The sequence below is a fragment of the Nonomuraea rosea genome (assembly GCF_039539705.1).
GTDB lineage: Bacteria > Actinomycetota > Actinomycetes > Streptosporangiales > Streptosporangiaceae > Nonomuraea > Nonomuraea rosea.
This window is the reverse complement of record NZ_BAABDQ010000007.1, coordinates 133,360-151,693: the sequence shown is the minus strand read 5'-3', so window position 1 is coordinate 151,693 and position 18,334 is coordinate 133,360. Positions and strand designations below refer to the sequence as shown.

General features: G+C 72.0%; 17 protein-coding genes. 6 read left to right on the top strand and 11 right to left on the bottom strand.

The window, feature by feature from the left end; translation table 11 throughout:
- Positions 1-4: 4 nt before the first annotated feature.
- Together ABEA43_RS19030 and ABEA43_RS19025 are read right to left on the bottom strand one after the other, a co-directional pair.
- Positions 5-703 carry a B3/B4 domain-containing protein gene (locus tag ABEA43_RS19030; RefSeq protein WP_345563463.1) on the bottom strand — a complete coding sequence of 233 codons (699 nt, stop codon included), beginning with the start codon at positions 701-703 and terminating at the stop codon, positions 5-7.
- Positions 704-706: 3 nt separating this feature from the next.
- Positions 707-1,960: an MFS transporter gene (locus ABEA43_RS19025; RefSeq protein ID WP_345563462.1), complete on the bottom strand. Its 1,254-nt coding sequence runs from the start codon at positions 1,958-1,960 to the stop codon at positions 707-709.
- An 84-nt stretch (positions 1,961-2,044) separates the two neighbouring features.
- Here ABEA43_RS19025 and ABEA43_RS19020 point away from each other — a divergent pair, with 84 nt between their 5' ends.
- On the top strand, positions 2,045-2,872 hold the full coding sequence (locus ABEA43_RS19020) for a LysR family transcriptional regulator (RefSeq protein ID WP_345563460.1): 828 nt from the start codon (positions 2,045-2,047) through the stop codon (positions 2,870-2,872).
- Positions 2,873-2,899: 27 nt separating this feature from the next.
- Here the strand turns inward: ABEA43_RS19020 and ABEA43_RS19015 are convergent, their stop codons facing one another.
- Genes ABEA43_RS19015 through ABEA43_RS18995 form a run of 5 tightly spaced genes read right to left on the bottom strand, consistent with a single transcriptional unit; the run spans position 2,900 to position 7,187 of the window.
- A complete protein-coding gene (locus ABEA43_RS19015) occupies positions 2,900-3,652 on the bottom strand; it encodes an amino acid ABC transporter ATP-binding protein (RefSeq protein WP_345563834.1) in 753 nt (250 codons plus the stop codon).
- Positions 3,653-3,660: 8 nt separating this feature from the next.
- Positions 3,661-4,569 carry an amino acid ABC transporter permease gene (locus tag ABEA43_RS19010; protein ID WP_345563458.1) on the bottom strand — a complete coding sequence of 303 codons (909 nt, stop codon included), beginning with the start codon at positions 4,567-4,569 and terminating at the stop codon, positions 3,661-3,663.
- A complete protein-coding gene (locus ABEA43_RS19005) occupies positions 4,566-5,495 on the bottom strand; it encodes an ABC transporter substrate-binding protein (protein ID WP_345563457.1) in 930 nt (309 codons plus the stop codon). Before ABEA43_RS19005 ends, ABEA43_RS19010 begins: the two co-directional genes overlap by 4 nt.
- Positions 5,488-6,297 (bottom strand): deaminated glutathione amidase, encoded by an 810-nt coding sequence (locus tag ABEA43_RS19000; RefSeq protein ID WP_345563456.1) that lies wholly within the window; start codon positions 6,295-6,297, stop codon positions 5,488-5,490. The genes ABEA43_RS19005 and ABEA43_RS19000 overlap by 8 nt, the downstream gene beginning before the upstream one ends.
- The gene (locus ABEA43_RS18995; RefSeq protein ID WP_345563455.1) at positions 6,294-7,187 is read right to left on the bottom strand and encodes a substrate-binding domain-containing protein; all 894 of its coding nucleotides are present in this window, start codon (positions 7,185-7,187) and stop codon (positions 6,294-6,296) included. Before ABEA43_RS18995 ends, ABEA43_RS19000 begins: the two co-directional genes overlap by 4 nt.
- 177 nt (positions 7,188-7,364) lie before the next feature.
- On the opposite strand from ABEA43_RS18995, the gene ABEA43_RS18990 reads away from it, so the two are divergent.
- Entirely contained in the window at positions 7,365-8,702 is a 1,338-nt protein-coding gene (locus ABEA43_RS18990; protein ID WP_345563453.1) for an aminotransferase-like domain-containing protein, read from the top strand.
- Here the strand turns inward: ABEA43_RS18990 and ABEA43_RS18985 are convergent.
- A complete protein-coding gene (locus ABEA43_RS18985; RefSeq protein ID WP_345563451.1) occupies positions 8,697-9,734 on the bottom strand; it encodes a hypothetical protein in 1,038 nt (345 codons plus the stop codon). The two genes, ABEA43_RS18990 and ABEA43_RS18985, sit on opposite strands and share 6 nt — an antisense overlap.
- A 32-nt stretch (positions 9,735-9,766) precedes the next feature.
- Entirely contained in the window at positions 9,767-12,796 is a 3,030-nt protein-coding gene (locus ABEA43_RS18980; protein WP_345563450.1) for a bifunctional [glutamine synthetase] adenylyltransferase/[glutamine synthetase]-adenylyl-L-tyrosine phosphorylase, read from the bottom strand.
- A 181-nt stretch (positions 12,797-12,977) separates the two neighbouring features.
- Between ABEA43_RS18980 and ABEA43_RS18975 the strand changes: the two genes are divergently transcribed.
- Complete coding sequence (locus ABEA43_RS18975; RefSeq protein WP_345563448.1) at positions 12,978-13,664, top strand: HXXEE domain-containing protein; 687 nt, start codon at positions 12,978-12,980, stop codon at positions 13,662-13,664.
- Between the two features lie 66 nt (positions 13,665-13,730).
- Here ABEA43_RS18975 and ABEA43_RS18970 read toward each other — a convergent pair whose 3' ends face one another.
- On the bottom strand, positions 13,731-14,384 hold the full coding sequence (locus tag ABEA43_RS18970; protein WP_345563447.1) for a type 1 glutamine amidotransferase: 654 nt from the start codon (positions 14,382-14,384) through the stop codon (positions 13,731-13,733).
- Between the two features lie 302 nt (positions 14,385-14,686).
- On the opposite strand from ABEA43_RS18970, the gene ABEA43_RS18965 reads away from it, so the two are divergent.
- A complete protein-coding gene (locus tag ABEA43_RS18965; RefSeq protein ID WP_345563446.1) occupies positions 14,687-15,547 on the top strand; it encodes an alpha/beta hydrolase in 861 nt (286 codons plus the stop codon).
- 97 nt (positions 15,548-15,644) lie between these two features.
- Here ABEA43_RS18965 and ABEA43_RS18960 read toward each other — a convergent pair whose 3' ends face one another.
- Positions 15,645-16,358, bottom strand: coding sequence for a PaaI family thioesterase (locus tag ABEA43_RS18960; protein ID WP_345563445.1), 714 nt, complete (start codon positions 16,356-16,358; stop codon positions 15,645-15,647).
- Between the two features lie 449 nt (positions 16,359-16,807).
- Here ABEA43_RS18960 and ABEA43_RS18955 point away from each other — a divergent pair, with 449 nt between their 5' ends.
- Together ABEA43_RS18955 and ABEA43_RS18950 are read left to right on the top strand one after the other, a co-directional pair.
- Positions 16,808-17,575, top strand: a complete 768-nt coding sequence (locus tag ABEA43_RS18955; protein ID WP_345563444.1) for a potassium channel family protein — start codon at positions 16,808-16,810, stop codon at positions 17,573-17,575.
- 127 nt (positions 17,576-17,702) lie between these two features.
- Positions 17,703-18,311: an AAA family ATPase gene (locus tag ABEA43_RS18950; RefSeq protein WP_345563443.1), complete on the top strand. Its 609-nt coding sequence runs from the start codon at positions 17,703-17,705 to the stop codon at positions 18,309-18,311.
- Positions 18,312-18,334: the final 23 nt, after the last annotated feature.

Genomic DNA, 18,334 nt, shown 5'->3' with positions numbered 1-18,334 from the left:
CCGGTCAGCTGAAGTCGAACCGGGGTGCAGAGGCCGTCAGGATCGCCGGCTTCGGAGGGGTGACGGGCCACAGTGTGGTCAGCTCGCCGGAGAGGGCGGTCAGGAGGGAGTCGATGTCCGCGCGTGCCGAGTCGTGCAGCGCCTCCGCGACGATCAGGACGTCCGTGGTCGTGTCGCGGACCGCCGAGAGGCCGCTCTGGCGGTTGGTCCAGCGGCGGGCGTGCGCCTGGCCGGCCGCGTCCGCGAAGATCACTTCGCCGGCCGGCGGGTGCTCGGTATCGCCGGAGAACGTCACATACGTCTCGTCGCCCGCCGCGTGGCGGACCTCGACGAAGCCCGAGACCTGCGAGACGTCGAACACGGCCACCGGGATCGCGTACGCGATCGACACCGCGTTGCAGAGGTCGATCAGCGGGTGGAGCGTCGGCAGGGAGCCTTCCTTCCTGAAGCGGCGCAGCAGGGACTCCGAGGCGCATCGGTATTGGGTCGGTTTGAGGCCCATCCTGGAGAAGGCGCGCCGCCACGCCTGGATCTCCGGCAGCTCGCTCTCCGAGGCGCTCGCCAGGCGCTTCGCCGCGACCTCGGCGAAGCCGGCGACCCGGTCGTGAGCGGAGACGTCGCCGGTGATGCCCGCCGCGTGCAGCGCCCCCGGGACGAGCTCGGGGAAGTCTCGCCAGATGTCATCGGAATGCTGGAAATACATGGGTCACTCCGCGGCGGCAGGTACATGTGATCGTCTCCGCGAGCCTACAGCGCCGTAGCAGAGGCAGGTCAGGGACACCAGGACGGCGGCCGCGAGCAGGGGCCGGGACAGGCCGCCGAGCACCGCCACGCCCAGGGTCGCGCCGACCTGGCGGAACGCGTTCAGCACGCCGCCGGCCGTGCCCGCCGTACCGGGAGGTGCGCTGTTGACCATGCCCGCCATCAGCGCGGGCAGCACGAACGACAGCCCGAACCCCATCACGACCAGCCAGGGCACGAGGACGTCGGTGAGCGCGAGGCCCGCCAGCCCGATCGCGAGCAGCGCGAGGCCGCAGAAGATCGGCGGGCGCGGGCCGTAGCGGGCCACCAGGCGGCCGGTGAGCAGCGGGTTCACCGTCATGGGGAGCGTGAGCGGCAGGAACGCCAGGCCGGCCGCCATCGGGGTCAGCTGCCGGGTGTCCTGGAAGAACAGGGTGAGCACGAACAGGGCGCCGGAGAAGGCGAAGTTCGCGACCGCGCCCGCGAGCAGCTCCGGCCAGGTGGCGGCGAGCAGGCCGCCGGGCAGGGCGGGGGCGTGGCTGCGGCGTTCGGCGAGCACGAGGCCGGCCAGCGCGGCCAGGGCGAGCAGGCCCGCCACGAGCGAGGAGTCGATCAGTGCCTCGGCCACGAGTCCCAGGAAGACGCAGGCCAGGACCTGGACCCACCAGTCGATCAGCCGGTGCCCGCGCGGCGACCTGGCCCGGCGCATGGCCAGCAGGCTGATCAGGGCGATCGGCGGGTTGATGAGGAAGACGGCGCGCCACCCGTACAGGTCGACGAGGACGCCCCCGAGCAGGGGGCCGACGGCGAGAGCGCTGCCGGTGATGGCCGCCCACAGGCCGGTGGCGCGGGCGCGCGCGGCGGGGACCGGGAACATCTCGGCGAGCAGGCCGAGCGAGCCGCCGGTGCAGAGCGCGCCCGCCACGCCGAGCAGGGCGCGCAGGGCGATCAGCACGCCGAGGTCGGGTGCGGCGGCGCTGAGCAGCGAGAGCACGCCGAAGGCGGCCACGCCGGCCTTGAAGACGCGGGCCGCGCCGTACCGGTCGGCCACCGCTCCCCCGGCGAGCAGGCAGGCGGCGAAGGCGACGGTGTACGCGTTCACCGCCCACTGCTGGCCCGCCAGTGAGCCGCCGAGCGAGGCGCTCAGGTCGGGCAGGGCGATCGTCAGGACGGTGGTGTCGAGGATCACCAGGAAGTAGGCAAGGGAGAAGCCGAACATGCCCCTCAGCCTGCTGAAACAGGCCCGGCCGGCTCAACAGGCGCAGCCTCAGGGGGCATTCGGGAAAGCCGTATGCTGACATGTATGGAGTTGCGGCAGTTGAGGGGGTTCGTGGCGGTGGCCGGGTCCGGCACCGTCACCGCGGCCGCGAACGTGCTGGGCCTGGCCCCGGCCTCGGTGTCGGAGCAGGTGCGCAGGCTGGAGCGCAGCCTCGGCGTGACGCTCTTCGAGCGCACGCCGCAGGGCATGCGGCTGACCGAGGCGGGCACCGCGCTGCTCACGCGGGCGCAGGGCCTGCTCGACCACGCCGACGAGGTACGACGGGCCGTGACGGGCCGGCGCGGGCGGGTGCGGATCGGCGCGCTGGAGATGCTGGCCGCGGCCAAACTCCCCGCCGTGATCCGCCGCCTGTCAGAACGCCGCCCCGACCTGGACGTGGACGTCCACTCGCTGACCAGGCAGCCGCTGCTGGCCGAGGTGGCGGACGGCCGGCTGGACGCGGCGCTGCTGCTCGACTGGGGCCCGCGGGTCGGCGGGCTCGGGTTCACGCCGCCGGCCGACCTGGACCACTTCGACGTGGGCGAGGTCAAGCTGTCACTGGTCGCGGCACCGGGCGGCGACCGGGAGCCGCTGCTGGTGAGCGCACCGGGCTGCTCGATCCGGCTGGCGGCCGATCAGGCGTTCGGGACGGACCTGCCGCGCAGGGAGCTCACCAGCATCGCGACCGCGCGCGAGTGGTCGCGGCAGGGGCTCGGCTCGGCGTTGCTGCCCGACTTCGCGCTGGGGTCGGATCTGGCCTCGGGCGCGCTGGTGGAGCTGGACTGCGACGCGCCGGCGCTGGCGTTGCGGCTCATCTGGCTGCGCAGCCGCGAGCCCGCACTGCGCGACGTCCTGTACGCCATGAGCACCTGACCCCGGTGAAGCCGGCCGCCGATGAGCTCACAGGACGCGGCTGAGGAACGCCTTCGTCCGCGGGCTGGTCGGGTTGTCGAGCACGTCGGCGGGCGTACCCGACTCGACCACCACGCCGGCGTCCATGAACACCACCCGGTCGGCCACCTCGCGCGCGAACCCGATCTCGTGGGTCACCACGATCATGGTGAGCCCGTCCTCCGCGAGGCCCTTCATGGTGGCCAGCACCTCGCCGACCAGCTCGGGGTCGAGGGCGCTGGTCGGCTCGTCGAACAGCATCAGCTTGGGCCGCATCGCCAGCGCCCGCGCGATCGCCACCCGCTGCTGCTGCCCGCCGGACAGCTGACGGGGGTAGCCGGTGGCCTTGTCCTCCAGGCCCACCCGGCGCAGCAGCGCGAGCGCCCGTTCCCTGGCCTGCTGGCGCGGCTCGCCGCGGACGCCGACGGGCGCCTCCATGACGTTCTGCAGCACCGTCATGTGCGGGAACAGGTTGAACTGCTGGAAGACCATGCCGATCTCCCTGCGCTGGCGGGTGATCTGCCGCTTGTGCAGGTGCCGCACCCGGCCACCGGACGCCTCGAAGCCGATCAGCTCGCCGTCCACGTGGATGGCGCCGCCGTCGATGGTCTCCAGGTGGTTCACGCAGCGCAGGAAGGTCGACTTGCCCGACCCTGACGGGCCGAGGATGACCACGACCTCGCCCGGCTGCACGTCCAGGTCGATGCCCTTGAGCACCTCCAGGTGGCCGAAGTGCTTGTGTACGGCGCGGGCGTGCACCATGGGGACGCTCACGGGGTCACCTCCGGGGGACGGCGGCGGCGGAAGGCCACGAAGGACCAGAAGCTCTGCGGGGCGTTCCTGGTGGCGCCGCGGGCGTAGTGGCGCTCGATGAACGACTGGCCGACGTACAGGACGGAGGTGATCACCAGGTACCAGACGCAGGCCACGATCAGCAGCGGGATGGTCTGGAAGGTGCGGTTGTAGATGGACTGCACCGTGTACAGCAGGTCGGCCAGGGCGATGACGCTGACCAGCGAGGTGGCCTTCAGCATGCTGATGACCTGGCTGCCGGTGGGCGGGATGATGAAGCGCATGGCTTGGGGCAGCACGATCCTGCGGAAGGTGCGGCCGTTGCTCATGCCCAGCGCCGAGGCCGCCTCGGTCTGCCCGGGGTCCACCGACATCAGGCCGCCACGGATGATCTCCGCCATGTACGCGCCCTCGTTCAGCCCGAGACCGAGGATGGCGGCGAGCAGCGGCGTGATGAGCACGTTGGTGTCGGCGCTGACGAACTCGGGCCCGAACGGGATGCCGAAGGAGATCTCCGGCAGCAGGTACGACAGGTTGTACCAGAGCACGAGCTGCACCAGCACCGGAGTGCCACGGAAGAACCAGACGTAGAGCCCGCAGGCGCCGCGCGCGACCGGGTTCTCCGAGAGCCGGCCGATCGCCAGGAGCACGCCCAGCACGACGCCCACCGCCATGGCGATCACGGTGAGGAGCAGCGTGGTGAAGATGCCCTGGCCGATGAGCTGCGCGTTGACGTAGCGGCCGACGACGTCCCACTGGAAGTTGGGGTTGGTGACCAGCAGGCTCACGAGCTGCGCGGCGAGCACGAGCAGGACGATCGAGGCCACCCAGCGCAGCGGATGACGGGTGCGGGCGGCGCCCGCGACGTCGATCTCGGGCAGGCTCATGACTTCGCCAGGTTCACACCGGCCTGGTCCAGCTTGTTGTCGGTGGTCCCCCACTTGTCCATGATCTTGGCGTACGTGCCGTTGTCGATGAGCTTCTGCATGCCGTCCTTGAGCACGTCACGCAACGGTGAGTCCTTGCCGACGACCGCGCCCTGGTAGAGGTCGTCGAACCCGTTCGCCTGGCCCTTGCCCGCCAGCTCCAGCTTGCCGCCGGCCTGGGAGACGAAGTAGGTGAGCGGCGCCTGGGAGGAGAAGAACGCGTCGGCGCGCCCGGAGCTGACCGCCAGCACGGAGGTCGGCTGGTCCTTGTACGACTGGACCGTGATCTTCGGCTTGCCCGCCTTGGCGCAGGTGTCCGACTGGCCCTTGATCACCTTCTCGGCGGAGCCGCCGGCCATGACCGAGATCTTCAGCCCGCACGTGTCCGCGACCGAGCCGATCTTGTCTGGGTTGCCCTTCGGCACCGCGAAGACGACGTACTCCTTCACCCAGTCCACGAAGTCGTTGGCCTTCTGACGGTCGGGGAAGTCGCCGACCGGGCCGATCGCGAAGTCGTAGCGGCCCGAGGCGATGCCGGTGAGCGAGCTCGGCAGGCCGTCCACGGTGACGTGCTCGATCTTGACGCCGAGCAGTTGGCCGAGCGCGTCCGACATGTCGGCGGCGGCGCCGGTCAGTGACCTGCCGTCCGCTCCGGCGATCTCGTACGGCGGGAAGGAGCCGTTGTTCACCGAGATCAGCTTGCCGGCGGTCTTGACCTTCTCCGGCAGCCGGTCGTACAGCGCCTGGTCCTTGGTCTGCGCGGCGGCGCTCTCCCCGGCGGGCTGCTGGGAGCTCAGCGCGCCCTCGGCCTCCTCCGGGTTGGCGCCGCAGCCGGCCACCAGGAGGGCCGCACCGAGCAGGGCCGCAGCGGCGTAGTTCTTAGGCATGTCGCTCCAATCGCGGGTCCACGGCGAAGCGCCGGTTCTCGAGGACGGGCAGGCTGAGCCGGGCGGCCGCGAGGTCCTCGGCCGAGGCGTCGGCCCACAGCAGGCCGGGCGCGTCGCCGAGGCGGGCCCGGGTGATGCCGAGCGGGTCGACGACCATGCTCGCGCCGATGTTGCGCCGGCCGCATTCGCCCGAGGCGGCCACGTAGCAGGTGTTCTCCAGGGCGCGGGCGGTGACCATGACCTCCCAGTGCCATTCCTTGGCCGGGCCGCGCACCCAGGCGGTGGGCAGCGCGATCACCTGGGCGCCCTGGTCGGCCAGGAGCCTGGCCAGCTCGGGGAACCGTACGTCGTAGCAGGTCATCATGCCGACCTTCCAACCGGCGCAGTCGATCACGACGGGCGCGTTCACGCCGGGGACGACGTTGTCGGACTCGCGCCGGCCGAAGGCGTCGTACAGGTGCAGCTTGGTGTACGTCGCGACGATCTCGCCGTCCCTGGCGGCGACCAGGACGTTGTACACCCGGCCGTCCTCCGCCGGGGTGTGCACGCCGACGATCACGGTGGTCGCGGAGCCGCGCGTGTGCTCGACCAGCCCGCTCACGAACGGCCCGTCCAGCGGCTGGGCGGCCTCGCGGATGCGCTTGGGCTCGTCCACGAAGAGCGAGAGCGAGCCCTCGGGCAGGACGAGCAGGTCCGCGCCGCCCGCGACGGCCTGGTCGATCAGCTCCTGGCAGGTCTTCAGGTTGGCGGTCCAGTCCTCGGCGGACGCGAACTGCCCCACGGCGATTCTCAAGGTGCTCATACGGGGAAGACCTCCTCGGGGGCGATGCGGCGGGACGAGATGCCCTGGGCGTGCAGTTCCGCGCAGAAGGCGGCGACCATGGCGGCGTTCTGGCCGGCGCCGTACGGCATCCAGTCGGCACCGAAGGTGCGGGCCGTCCCGGTCAGGTCGGCGAGCAGCCACGGCGTGGTGTCGGCGAGCAGCCGCCGCCGCGCCAGCCAGTGCCACTTGGACGCCTCGAACAGGTCCTGTACGGCCTGGGGCAGCCACGGGGCGCGCTCGACGCTCTCGCGCTTGAGCGTGACCAGGTGGATGCCGGGAACGAAGCCGGTCTCCTGGTAGTAGGCCAGCTCGGCGGCGCGGTGGTCGGGCAGGAGATGGCGGAAGCGGCTGTCCGGGGTGAAGAACTCCGCGGGCATGAACGGCGTCATGATCGCGTCGAAGCGGCCGTCCGCCAGGCCCTCGGCCAGGGACTCCTCGGTCAGCGAGACGTTGTCGGGGAACGGGACGGGACCGACGCGGTCCTTGCCCGTCTCACCGGCGACCAGGGGGCCGACCGTCCACTCGACGCCCTTGACGTCCACGCCGGCGGCCCGCAGCAACGCCCTGGTCCACGTGTTGCCCGAGTCCGGCCAGCCGGTCAGGCCGATGCGGGCGTCCTTGAGCTCGTCCAGCGAGGTCAGCTCGCTGTCGCGGCGGACGAGGACGCAGCGGTGGCGGAAGCCGCGCATCACGAACACGGGCAGGCCCACCAGGCGGTCGTCGCCGGCCGCGCGGCCGAGCACGTACCTGCTGAAGGAGGTCTCGCCGCCGTCCAGCTCCGGCTCGCTCAGGACGTCGGGAGTGACGGCGCGGGAGTCGAGGTCCAGCTCGAAGCCCTCGGGACGGACGTCGCCCGTCGCCACCGGCACGAGGTGATCCCAGTCCCGCAGTCCCAGACGAATTCTGGTATTCGCCACAAACCCCCCAAACGGTTCTTACTTGCCGTTAATTGCCAGAAACCATATGTTCAGGAAACAAGAGAACACAAGGTGATCTTTGTTCCTGAACAAAGATTTACAGCCTGAAACAGGATTGCAGGGGGCAATGTGGACGCCGGATGGCTGGCGCAGCGGATCGGCGAGCCCAGCGCGCGGGGCATCGCCGCCGCTCTGACCGACCTGATCAGGGAAGGCACGGTCACCGCCCAGACGCGCCTGCCGACCGTCCGCGGCCTGGCCAGGGAGCTCGGCGTCAGCTCGGGCACCGTCGCGGAGGCCTGGTCCGAGCTGCGGCGGCGCGGGATGATCCACACTGAACGCCGGCGCGGGACGGTCGTGCTCGGGCCGCCCGACGTGCCCCGCCCCATCCGGTACGAGCGCATCGGCCACTGGGGCGACCGGCTGGCCATCGACCTCGCGATCGCCTCACCCGACCCGGCGCTGCTGCCGCCGCTGGACTCGGCCCTGCTCGCGGCGGCGCACGCCGACGGGCTCAACGACTACGCCCGCGAGACGATCACGCCCCGGTTGCGCGCCGCCGTCGAGCCGGCCTGGCCGTTCGCCGCGCAGAGCTGGCTCGCGGTCGGCGGCGGCTACGAGGGCGTCCAGCTCCTGTGCCAGACGACCGCGCTGCCCGGCGACCGGATCGCGATCGAGGAGCCGACCGGCGCGCGGCTGCTGGACATCCTGGAGACTATCGGCGTCCAGATCATCCCCGTGGCCTGCGACGAGTCGGGCCCCAAGCCGGACTCCCTGGCCAAGGCGCTGAAGGCGCGGCCGGTGGCGTTCGTGTACCAGCCGCGCGGGCAGTCGCCCTGCGGCCACGCCGTGACCCCCGAGCGCTCGGCGGAGCTGGCCGCGCTGCTGGAGCCGGCGGCCACGCTCATCGTCGAGGACGACGGGATCGGCGAGCTGTCGGTCTCGCCGATGGTCAGCATGGGGACGCGCTTTCCCGGCCGTACCGTGCTGGTGCGCTCCTTCTCCAAGTCCCACGGCCCCGACCTGCGCATCGCGGTCATCGGCGGGGCGGCGGACGCGGTCGAGCGGGTGCGCGTGCTGCGCAGCTTCGGCACCGGCTGGACCAGCAGGATTCTCCAGGACACGCTGGCGCACCTGCTCGGCGACGCCGGCGTGCGCGAGCGGGTCGAGCACGCCCGCGCGGTCTACGCGAGCCGCCGGGCGCGGCTGGCCGGCGAGCTGGCGGCGCGCGGTGTGCGTACGGGCGGGAGTGACGGGCTGGTGCTCTGGGTGCCCGTACGGGAGGAGTCGGCCGCGCTGGTCACCCTGGCCGCGCACGGGATCTCCGTCGCGGCCGGCAGCCGGTACGTCATCGACCCCGCGCCGACCCCCCACGTGCGGCTGGCCACGGCCAGGCTCACCGACGACCCGGGCAAGCTGGCGGAGCTGGCCGACGTCGTCGCCCTGGCCGCCAGAGGCGGGTCATGACCGCCGCGTCTTGATACCCGTGATCCGCCGGAACACGTCCCACCAGAACGGCGCCCCGAACAGCAGCGCCACGTACGTCAGCAGGAAGCCCGGCCAGTGGCTCGGCGTGGTGAGCCGGTCCCACCACAGGCCGCCGTTCCAGTGCACGGACGGGTCGCCCTGCTCCGGGATCGACACGCTGACCAGCGCCTGGTCGAGCATCTTGACCAGGGCAGGCTGGCTGAGCGTCTCGGTGACGCACGGCACCGGATCGCCGCCCGTGCACCGCGCCTTGAGCTCGTTGTACGCGTCCGGCCCCGCCTCGGCCACGGCCGTCACCGAGGCGCGGAAGGCGTTGTCCCGCAGCAGCGTCTTGCCGTACTCCAGCCCGTCCATCGTGAACAGCAGCGTCACGGCGACGCCGAGCACCGCCACCACCCACTTCACGTAGCGCTTGTACAGCATGGACAGCCGCTGCATCTCCCCGTCGAACCAGGTCTCCACCCCCTGCCTGAACCGGTCGAGGTCGCGCTGCGCCGTCTCCCACACGCCCTTGAGGTGGCCGTAGAGCGGGCTGCGCATCGCCTTGAGCTTCTCCAGGAACCCCTCGACGCCGCCCGGCTCCGCCGCGGCCATCTCCATCAGGGCGACCGCGAAGCGCCCTGGAGGGATGTTCGCGATGCTGGTACGGCCCTTCATGGGGTGGTCGATCTCCTGGACCCGCTGGTAGAGCAGCTTGACCATGGCGTCCTCCGCCTTGGTCTCCTGCGCGGGGAGCACCCCCGGCTCGGCCGGGGCCGGCTGGTCGCTGTGCTTGGGGCGCGGGTCGCGGACGAAGGGCAACGCCGCGAAGACGTCGCGCAGCCTGGCCGGCAACCATGACTTGCCCTGGGCGTCCGAGCCGTCCAGGGTGTCCCTGAGGTAGGCCCACAGGAACTTGCTGCGAATGCCGAGCAGCCGGACGAACGCCTCGTTGAGGCCGCTCACCAGCAGCGACAGCAGCAGGAACGACACGACGAGGCCGAGGGCCAGATCCACATAAATGGATAACACCGCGCATTGATACACCCGTTCGCGGTCATTGATCAAGCCCCGTAGAAGACCCGATCCACCACGCGCCGTGCGCGCCGGGTCACGCGACGGTAGTCGTCGAGGAAGTCCTCCGAGCCGTCCGGCGGGTAGCCGAGCGTCCTGGCGATCAGCCTGCGCTCCCCCGCGTCACGCGGGACGCTGTCGCCGGGACGGCCCTTGACCAGCATGATCGCGTCACGGATGCGGGAGGCGAAGCGCCACGCCTCGCCGAGCACCTTCTCGTCGGAGCGGCTCAGCAGCCCCTCGGCCACGGCCGCGCGCAGGGCGTCGAGCGTACGGGTGGTGCGCAGCGACGGCAGTGTCCCGGCGTAGCGGAGCTGCAGGAGCTGGGCCACCCACTCCACGTCGGACAGCCCGCCGGGGCCGAGCTTGGTGTGCAGGGCCGGGTCGGCGCCGCGCGGCAGGCGCTCGGCCTCCATGCGGGCCTTGAGCCGCCTGATCTCCCTGACGGCGTCGTCGTGCAGGCCGTCCTGCGGGTAGCGCAGGTCGTCGATCATCGCGACGAACTCCCTGCCGAGCGCCGCGTCCCCCGCCGAGAACCTGGCCCGCAGCAGCGCCTGCGACTCCCACGGCGACGACCAGCGCGAGTAGTAGGCGCGGTAGGAGGCAAGGGTGCGCACCAGCGGGCCCTGCCTGCCCTCCGGCCGCAGGTCGGGGTCGATGATCAGCGGCGGGTCGGGGGCGGGCAGCGAGAGCAGCCTGCGCAGCTCGTTCGCCACGGCGTAGGCGGCGTCGGTGGCCTCGCGCTCCTCGACGCCGGGCAGGGGCGAGTGGACGAACATGACGTCGGCGTCGCTGGCGTAGGAGCTCTCCATGCCGCCGAGCCGGCCCAGGGCGATGATGGCGAACGAGGTGACGTTCCTGGCGCGGACGAGGGCGGCGTCGAGTGCGGCCTGGAGCGTCACGTCGGACAGGGACGACAGGGCGTGCCCGACCGTCTCGATGTCGATCAGGCCGAAGATGTCGGCCACGGCCGTCCTGAACAGCTCTTTGCGCCGCAACGCCCGCACCGCCGCGACCGCGGTCTCCGGGTCGCCGCCGTTGGCGGGCGCGGTGTCGCCCGCTTGCGCGGGGCTTTGTGCGGGGCTTTGTGCAGGGCTTTGTGCAGGGCTTTGTGCGGGGCTTTGCGTGGGAGTGCCCGTGGGGACGTGCCTGGACACCGCCGCCGACGCCTCGCTCAGCAGCGACTCCTGCGGGCGTACGGCCAGCTCCGCGTCCGAGCCCAGCATCGCGACCGCGTCGGGCGCGTGCATGAGCAGCCCGGTCGCGTAGCGGCTGGTGCCCAGCACGCGCGCCATCCTGGACGCGACCGCCGTCTCGTCGCGCAGCAGCCGCAGGTACCACGGCGTGCTGCCCAGCTTGTCGCTGACCTGCCGGAACCCGAGCAGCGCCGCGTCCGGGTCGGGCGTGTCGGCGAACCAGGCGAGCATGACGGGCAGCAGCGTGCGCTGGATCGACGCCCGCCTGGACACCCCCGTCGAGAGGTTGGCGATGTGCCGCAGCGCCCCGGTGGGATCGACGTAGCCGAGCGCCTCCAGCCTGGCCTTGGCCGCCGTGGTCGACAGCCGCGCCTCGGACTCCTGCAGCCGCGACACCGCCTGCAGCAGCGGCCGGTAGAACAGCTTCTCGTGCAGCCTGCGCGCCTCCATCGCGTGCCGCCGCCACCGCTCCGTGAACTCCCCCACCGGATCGGCCGTCATCCCCAGCGCCCTGCCGAGCCTGCGCAGGTCGGCCTCGTCGGTGGGCACGATGTGCGTACGCCGCATCCGGTGCAGTTGCAGCAGGTGCTCGACCTGCCGCAGGAACGTGTACGCCTCCGCCAGCCCGCGCGAGTCGTCGCGCCCGACGTAGCCGCCCCGCGACAGCGCGGCCAGCGCGGGCAGCGTGGCCCTGCGGCGCAGCAGCGGATCGAGCCGGCCGTGCACGAGCTGCAGGAGCTGCACCGCGAACTCGATGTCGCGCAGCCCGCCGGGACCCAGCTTGAGCTGGCGTTCGCCCTCGGGGCGCACGTGGGCCTCGACCCGGCGGCGCATCGCCTGCACATCCTCGACGAAGTGCTCGCGGGTGGCCGCCGCCCACACCATGTCGTTGACCGCCTCGACGTAGGCGGAGCCCAGCTCCAGGTCGCCCGCCACCGGCCGGGCCTTGAGCAGCGCCTGGAACTCCCACGTCTTGGCCCAGCGCTTGTAGTAGGCCAGGTGGCTGGCGAGCGTGCGCACCAGCGGCCCGGACCGCCCCTCCGGCCGCAGCCCCGCGTCCACCTCCCACAGCGAGCCCTCGGGCGTGGTCGCGGTGCAGGCCCGCATCATGGCCTGGGCCAGCCGGGTCGCGGCGCGCAGCGCCTTGGTCTCGTCGGCGCCCTCCCGCGGCTCGGCCACGAAGATCACATCGACGTCGCTGATGTAGTTGAGCTCCCTGGCGCCGCATTTGCCCATGCCGACGACCGCCAGGCGTACCTCGCTGTCGTCCACCTCGGCCCGCGCGATGGCCAGCGCGGCCTCCAGCGCGGCGCCCGCGAGGTCGGACAGCTCCGAGGTGACCTCTCCCAGCCCGGCCTGCCGGGTCAGATCGCGGGCGGCCAGGTGCGTGAGCCTGCCGCGGTAGGCGACGCGCAGCGCGACCAGCGTGTTCTCGCCGGTCGCGCGAGGCTCGGGGTCGTCCGGGTCGGCGCCGACCGCGCACAGCAGCTCCGCCCGCGCGTCACCGAGCTCCGGCCTCGCGAGCAGCGCCACCTGGCCGGGGTGGCGCACCAGGTGCTCGCCGAGCGCCGCGCTGACGCCGAGCACGGCGAGCAGCCTGGAGCGCAGGTGCTCGTCCTGGCGGAGGGTGTCGAGCACGGCCGGTTCGCGCTCGGCCAGGCGGGTCAGTGAGATCAGCGCCTGGTCGGGGTCGGCCACGGTGACCAGGGATTCGAGGAGGTCGTCCAGCTCGGCGCCTGCCTGCCGGACGAGCTGGGCGGCCCTGGCGCCGTCGGCGAAGCCGAGCTTGGCGAGCCTCGCTGCGGTGGATTCGATCCTGGGCACCCCTCCATCTTGACAGCATCCCGGCGTTTCGCCGTAGAGTTAAACGCAACGTTGCGTTGCGTTTCGCGTTTCAGCGGAGGGGGCAAGGATGGGGTCTTCCACGGGAAGCAGGGCGGCGGGCCAGGCTGCCGGGGCGGGGGCGCGTCGGGCGGCCGGCGCACGGGCGGGCATGGGGGCCGGCATGAGGGCTGTGCCGTGGACGGTGACGTGGGGGTTGCTGGCCGCGTGGACCGTGCACGACGCGGAGGAGCTGGCGACCATGGCCGGGTGGGTGCGCACGGCCCGGCCCCGGCTGGAGTCGCGGTATCCGCGGGTGCCGTGGGACCGGCTGGAGGTGTCGCAGCGGCACGTGAACGTGGCCATCGGGCTCATGGGCGTCGCCATGGCCGGGGCGTCGGCGTTAGGAGCCCGTACGGGCGGGCGCAGCCCGGTGTTCCAGGCGGCGCTGGCCGGGTTCGGGCTGCACGGGGTGGCGCACCTGGCGCAGTCTGCCGCGACGCGCGGCTACACGCCGGGGGTGGTCACCGCGCCCGTGGTGGTGATCCCGTTCTCGGTGTGGGCCTGGCGGCGGCTGCGTTCTGCGGGGGTGCCGGTCTCATCCGGGCGGTCGGGGTGGGCGGCGGTGGCGGCGCTTCCCGCGCTGCTCGGCGGCGTGCACGTGCTGGCGCACGCGCTCACCAGGCCCCGTAGCAGGGCTGGAGCCGTCCGAACCGAAGCCGTCCAGGCCGGAGCCGTCCGAACCGAAGCCGTCCAGGCCGGAGCCGTCCGAACCGAAGCCGTCCGAGCCGGAGCCGTCCGGGCCGGAGCCGTCCAGGCCGGAGAGTCGCACCCGCGACGACGCTTCCTCGGAGGCGACCGCTGGTTCTGACCGTCGCGGGCCCGCGCTCCCCAGCGCGCGCTCCCCCAGCGCGAAGGCCCTCAGGCGCGAGCGCCCTCAGGTACGACCGCCGGCCCTGACCACCTCCGCGAACGCCGCCGCCATCGGCCGCCAGGTCGCGACGAGCGCGCCTTCGGCGGCCTTGACCTCGGCGTTGAGCTCGCCGGCCGCCGCCAGCCCGGACTCCTCGGTCCAGGAGCAGAAGATCTCGGGCGTGGCCTCGGGGTGGAACTGCACCGCCCAGGCCGTCTCACCGAGGCGGTAGGCCTGGTTCGGGTACTGGGAGCCGGTCATCAAGGGCACCGCGCCATCGGGCAGCCGCGTCATGGCGTCCTGGTGATACTGGACGGCCACGGCCGTACCGGCGCCCGACAGCAGCCGGTCGGAGGCGGCGGCCGGCAGGGCGACCACTTCGCGGGCGCCCACCTCCAGCCCGTTCGCACCCCGCTCGACCGTGCCGCCGCAGGCCATGGTCAGCAGTTGCGCGCCCAGGCAGATGGCCAGCGTCGGCGTGGCCTCGTCCACGGCACGGCGCAGCAGGTCGCGGGTGGCGGGCTGCCAGGGGCTGCGCTCGTCCTCCCAGGCGGCCGCCGCACCACCCAGCACGATCAGACCGTCCGCCGGCCGCACGGGGATCTCATCGCCCAGGTACGGCCGTACGACGTCGCAGGCCAGCCCCAGCCAAATACCCGAGCCCTGCCTCAGCCTCATGCTCGATCACCGTGATGCGCATATCGGCAAATTATCCGAACTTTCCCACCACCCTCGCCACCCGCGACGGGCCGGACTTCCCACGCCCTCGCCACTCACGGTGAGCCGGGCTCCCCACTCCCTCGCCACTTACGATGGCCGGGCTCCCCACACCCTCACCACCCACGACGGCCGGGCTCCCGACGCCCCCACCCAGGGCCGGGCCTCACCCCCTCCCCCGCTCGCGAGCAGGGCGGCATCGACGCGGAATCTTTGCCCACCGGCCCAGGCCACCCCACCCCGTTTGTCCTTAAGCTCCGCCTATGAGCTTCACATTCGAAGACCTCGACGGCCTGCGCATCGGCAGAGCAGGATCAGGCCCGCGCACGATCATCGCGGTGCACGGCATCACCGCCTCACTCATGGCCTGGGGCGCGGTGGCACGGCGGCTGCCAGAAGGCTCGTCGCTGGTCGCGATGGACCTCCGTGGCCGTGGTCACAGCGCCGCGCTGCCGGGCCCGTACGGCCTGCCCAGGCACGCCGAGGACGTGCTGCGCGTCGCCGACCACGTCGGCGCGGGCCCTGACGCGGTGCTGACCGGCCACTCGATGGGCGCGTACGTGGCCGCGCTCGCCGCCGCCGAGCGGGACTTCGGCCGGGTGGTGCTGGTGGACGGCGGGCTGCCCCTGCCACCGCTGCCCGAGGGGATGGACGCCGACGCCGCGACGGAGGCGTCACTGGGTCCGGCACTCGCCAGGCTGCGGCAGACGTTCCCGTCGGCGGAGGCGTACGTCGAGTTCTTCAGGGCGCATCCCGCCTTCGCCGGACATTGGAACGCCGACGCCGAAGCGTACGTACGTTACGACCTGACCGGCCCGGAGGGCGCGCTGCGCTCACGAGCCGTCGGCGAGGCGGTCCTGGAGGACGGCCGGTGGATCCGGCTGGAGGCGGACCGGATCGCCGCCGCGCTGCAGGCGATCAAGTCCCCGCTGCACCTGCTCAGAGCACCGCGCGGGCTCCTCGACCAGGAGACCGGCATGCTCCCCGACGAGCTGGCGCTGCCCTGGGCCGCCCGGCTGCCCGGCCTCAGGGACGAGCTGGTGCCGGACTGCAACCACTACACGATCCTGTTCGACGACCGCTGCGCGACGACCGTCACGGACCGGCTCACCTCCCCGGCCTGACCAGCCGATGTGGCGGCACCGATCTACGGAGCCGCCACACGAACGTGGCATGACAGCCGATCTCCGGACCCGCCACACGGTACGGCGTGACGGCTGACTAACGTGGAGCGATCCACGTGGCGCGAGCGGCGGCCACGATCGTCCCGTCCGCCTCGTAGATGGCGCTCTGACCGAACATCTTGCGCCCGTCACGACCGGTCGGCCGCGCCACGACGGAGTATCGCCCGCCGGGCGTCACCGGGCGGTGGATCTGCACCGCGAGCCGTCCGAGCAGCGCCGTCTCGCCAGGGCCGAAGTGCGCCCAGCCGGTGATGCAGTCGAGCACCGCGCCCACGATCGAGGCGGGCACCCCGTCCTCGCCCGTCACCGTGAACGGCACCCGCCAGCCGGCCGCCACCAGATCCGTGCCCTCGACCGGGCCGGGGAAGATGCGCAGACCGTCACCGGGCTCACGCAGGCCGCAGGCGAAGCACTCCGCGAACGGGTGCGCCTTCAGGCCCACGAACCCGGCCTCGGCCCGGGCGGCGTCGTTGAACGGCACGAAGCCGGGGCCCTCCAGATCCTCGGCCACGGGGATCGCCTCGACCAGCAGCTTGTCGCCGTCGAAGAGGGACACGGAGTTGGCCACGTGCTCCAGCCGCAACTCGGTCCCCAGAGGCGTTGGCGCATGAAGCGTGACCTCGACGGCTGATCGACCACCGTTCAGCGCTTCGGCCATGGTGCCCGCTATCCAGCCGCCGTTGGCGACGCCCACGGGTCCCCGGAAACGCTCGGGAACGGTCAACACGGTCTGCAGGGCAGCCGTCGTCATGCCACACCCTCCTATATCGCCACACAAGGCGAGAAGTCCGGAAATATCATAAGAAGCAGGCCGATTTTACTGGACTCCCGGTTTCGCCAGATGTCGGGGGTCCTGGCGCCGCTCGATACCACTACGTAACGCCTCGAAGGGGCCCGAAACTTCCCCACCCAGGCATCCCTGCTACCAGGGGTACCGGCACGTTACGCACCGCACATGGCGCGGATGTGACTCGGGGGTCAGAAGCAACGAAAATCGGCCTCACTCCGGACCGCTGGTGGAGTGAGGCCGATCAAGGCGTTGGCTGTACCTTATCCCGGATTTCCCACGTCCCGCGACCAATCCCCCGATACCGGCCCGCCACAGAAGCACAGGCGTACGGCCAGTTGAAGCCCACAGCGGCGGGCCGTCCGACCGCAGGAGGGCTACTGGCGGCGGACGTGATTATGCACACTGTCGGCATGGACCGGCTGACCTCATGGGAGCGCCGCACCAGCGGCGGGCTCCTCATCATCGGCACAGGTTTCTTACTCGGCTGGGCAGTCCCCGTCATCGTCCCGGGCCTGTCCGCCCCCGCGCGCACCGCGTTCTGGTACCTGCAGATCATCACCTGGGCCCTGTTCACCGCCGACTACGTGATCCGCGTCGCCCTGGCCCCGCAGCGCCTGCGCTTCCTCATCAGGAACATCCCCTCCCTTCTGGTCGTCCTCCTGCCGCTGCTCCGCCCGCTGTGGCTGCTGCGGGCGCTGCTCCTGCTGCACGTCATCGCCGAGCGCGTGAAGGTCCCGCTGCGCCTGCGCGCCGTCGTCTACGTCAGCGGCACCGCGATCTTCCTGGCCCTGGTCGGCAGCGTCGCCGTCCTGGACGCGGAGCGCGTCGACCCCGGCGGCAACATCAAGACGGTCGGCGACGCCCTGTGGTGGTCGCTCACGACCATGACGACCGTCGGGTACGGCGACCGCTTCCCCGTGACCTCCGAGGGCCGACTGGTCGCGGCGGGGCTGATGCTCGCCGGGATCGCCCTGCTCGGCGTCGTGACGGCGGCCATCGCCTCCTGGTTCGTCGAGCGCTTCGAACGCACGGCCGCACTCGACCGCCGCACCGAGGCCGAGCTGGCCGAGGTGATCTCAGAGCTCGCGGAGGTGCGCAAAGCCCTGGTCGACCTCGGATCCGCGCAGAGCCGGTTGCACGAAGAGGTGACCTCGCTCACAGCCAGGCTCACCCCGTGAACAAGATGATTTGCCCCGAAGGTGCGCACGATCGGCCAACCTCGGAGAGTCTGGAACCACACGCCCTATGCTGGCGCGGCAGGGGACGACGATCTGGATGTTACGGGGTGAGCCTGTGCAGGGGGCGATGTTGCGGTATCCGCCCGGGTCTCTGGTCATATTGACCGGGCTGCCCGGCGCGGGCAAAACCACCCTGCTGCAACGCCTGTACGGGTTGCACGGCGCGGAAAGCCTGCCCGTCACCGTCGGCACGGTCGTGGTGATCGACTCGGTGCAGTCCAGGCAGCACTGGTACGGCAGGCTTGACTGGGCCCCCAACCCGCTCCGCCGGGCCGTCGTCTTCGCCACCCACCTGAGCCGCATCCGGCAGGCGCTGACCCGCGGCCACTCGGTCATCGCCCACAACCGGGGCTGCGCCCCGTACGTGCTCAGAGGTTTCGCCTGGCTCGCCCGCCGGCACAGCACGACCTTCCACCTGCTCCTGCTGGACGCGCCCGCCGAGGCGGCGCTGGCGGGCCAGCGAGCCAGGGGCAGGGTGGTCGCGGCGAAGACGTTCGCCCGCCACCAGCGCAGATGGGACAGCCTGGTGACGCGGGTGAAGACCGGCGACCCGGCCCCCGCCGCAGGCGCCCAGATCGTGGATCGGGCCGAGGCGGCGCTGCTGGAGGCCATCCTGTTCGACGAGGCCCGCACCGGCGCCCGCCCCACCGGAGGCAACCGCCACCCTTCCGGCTGACCCTTCTCCCCTCGGAAAACACC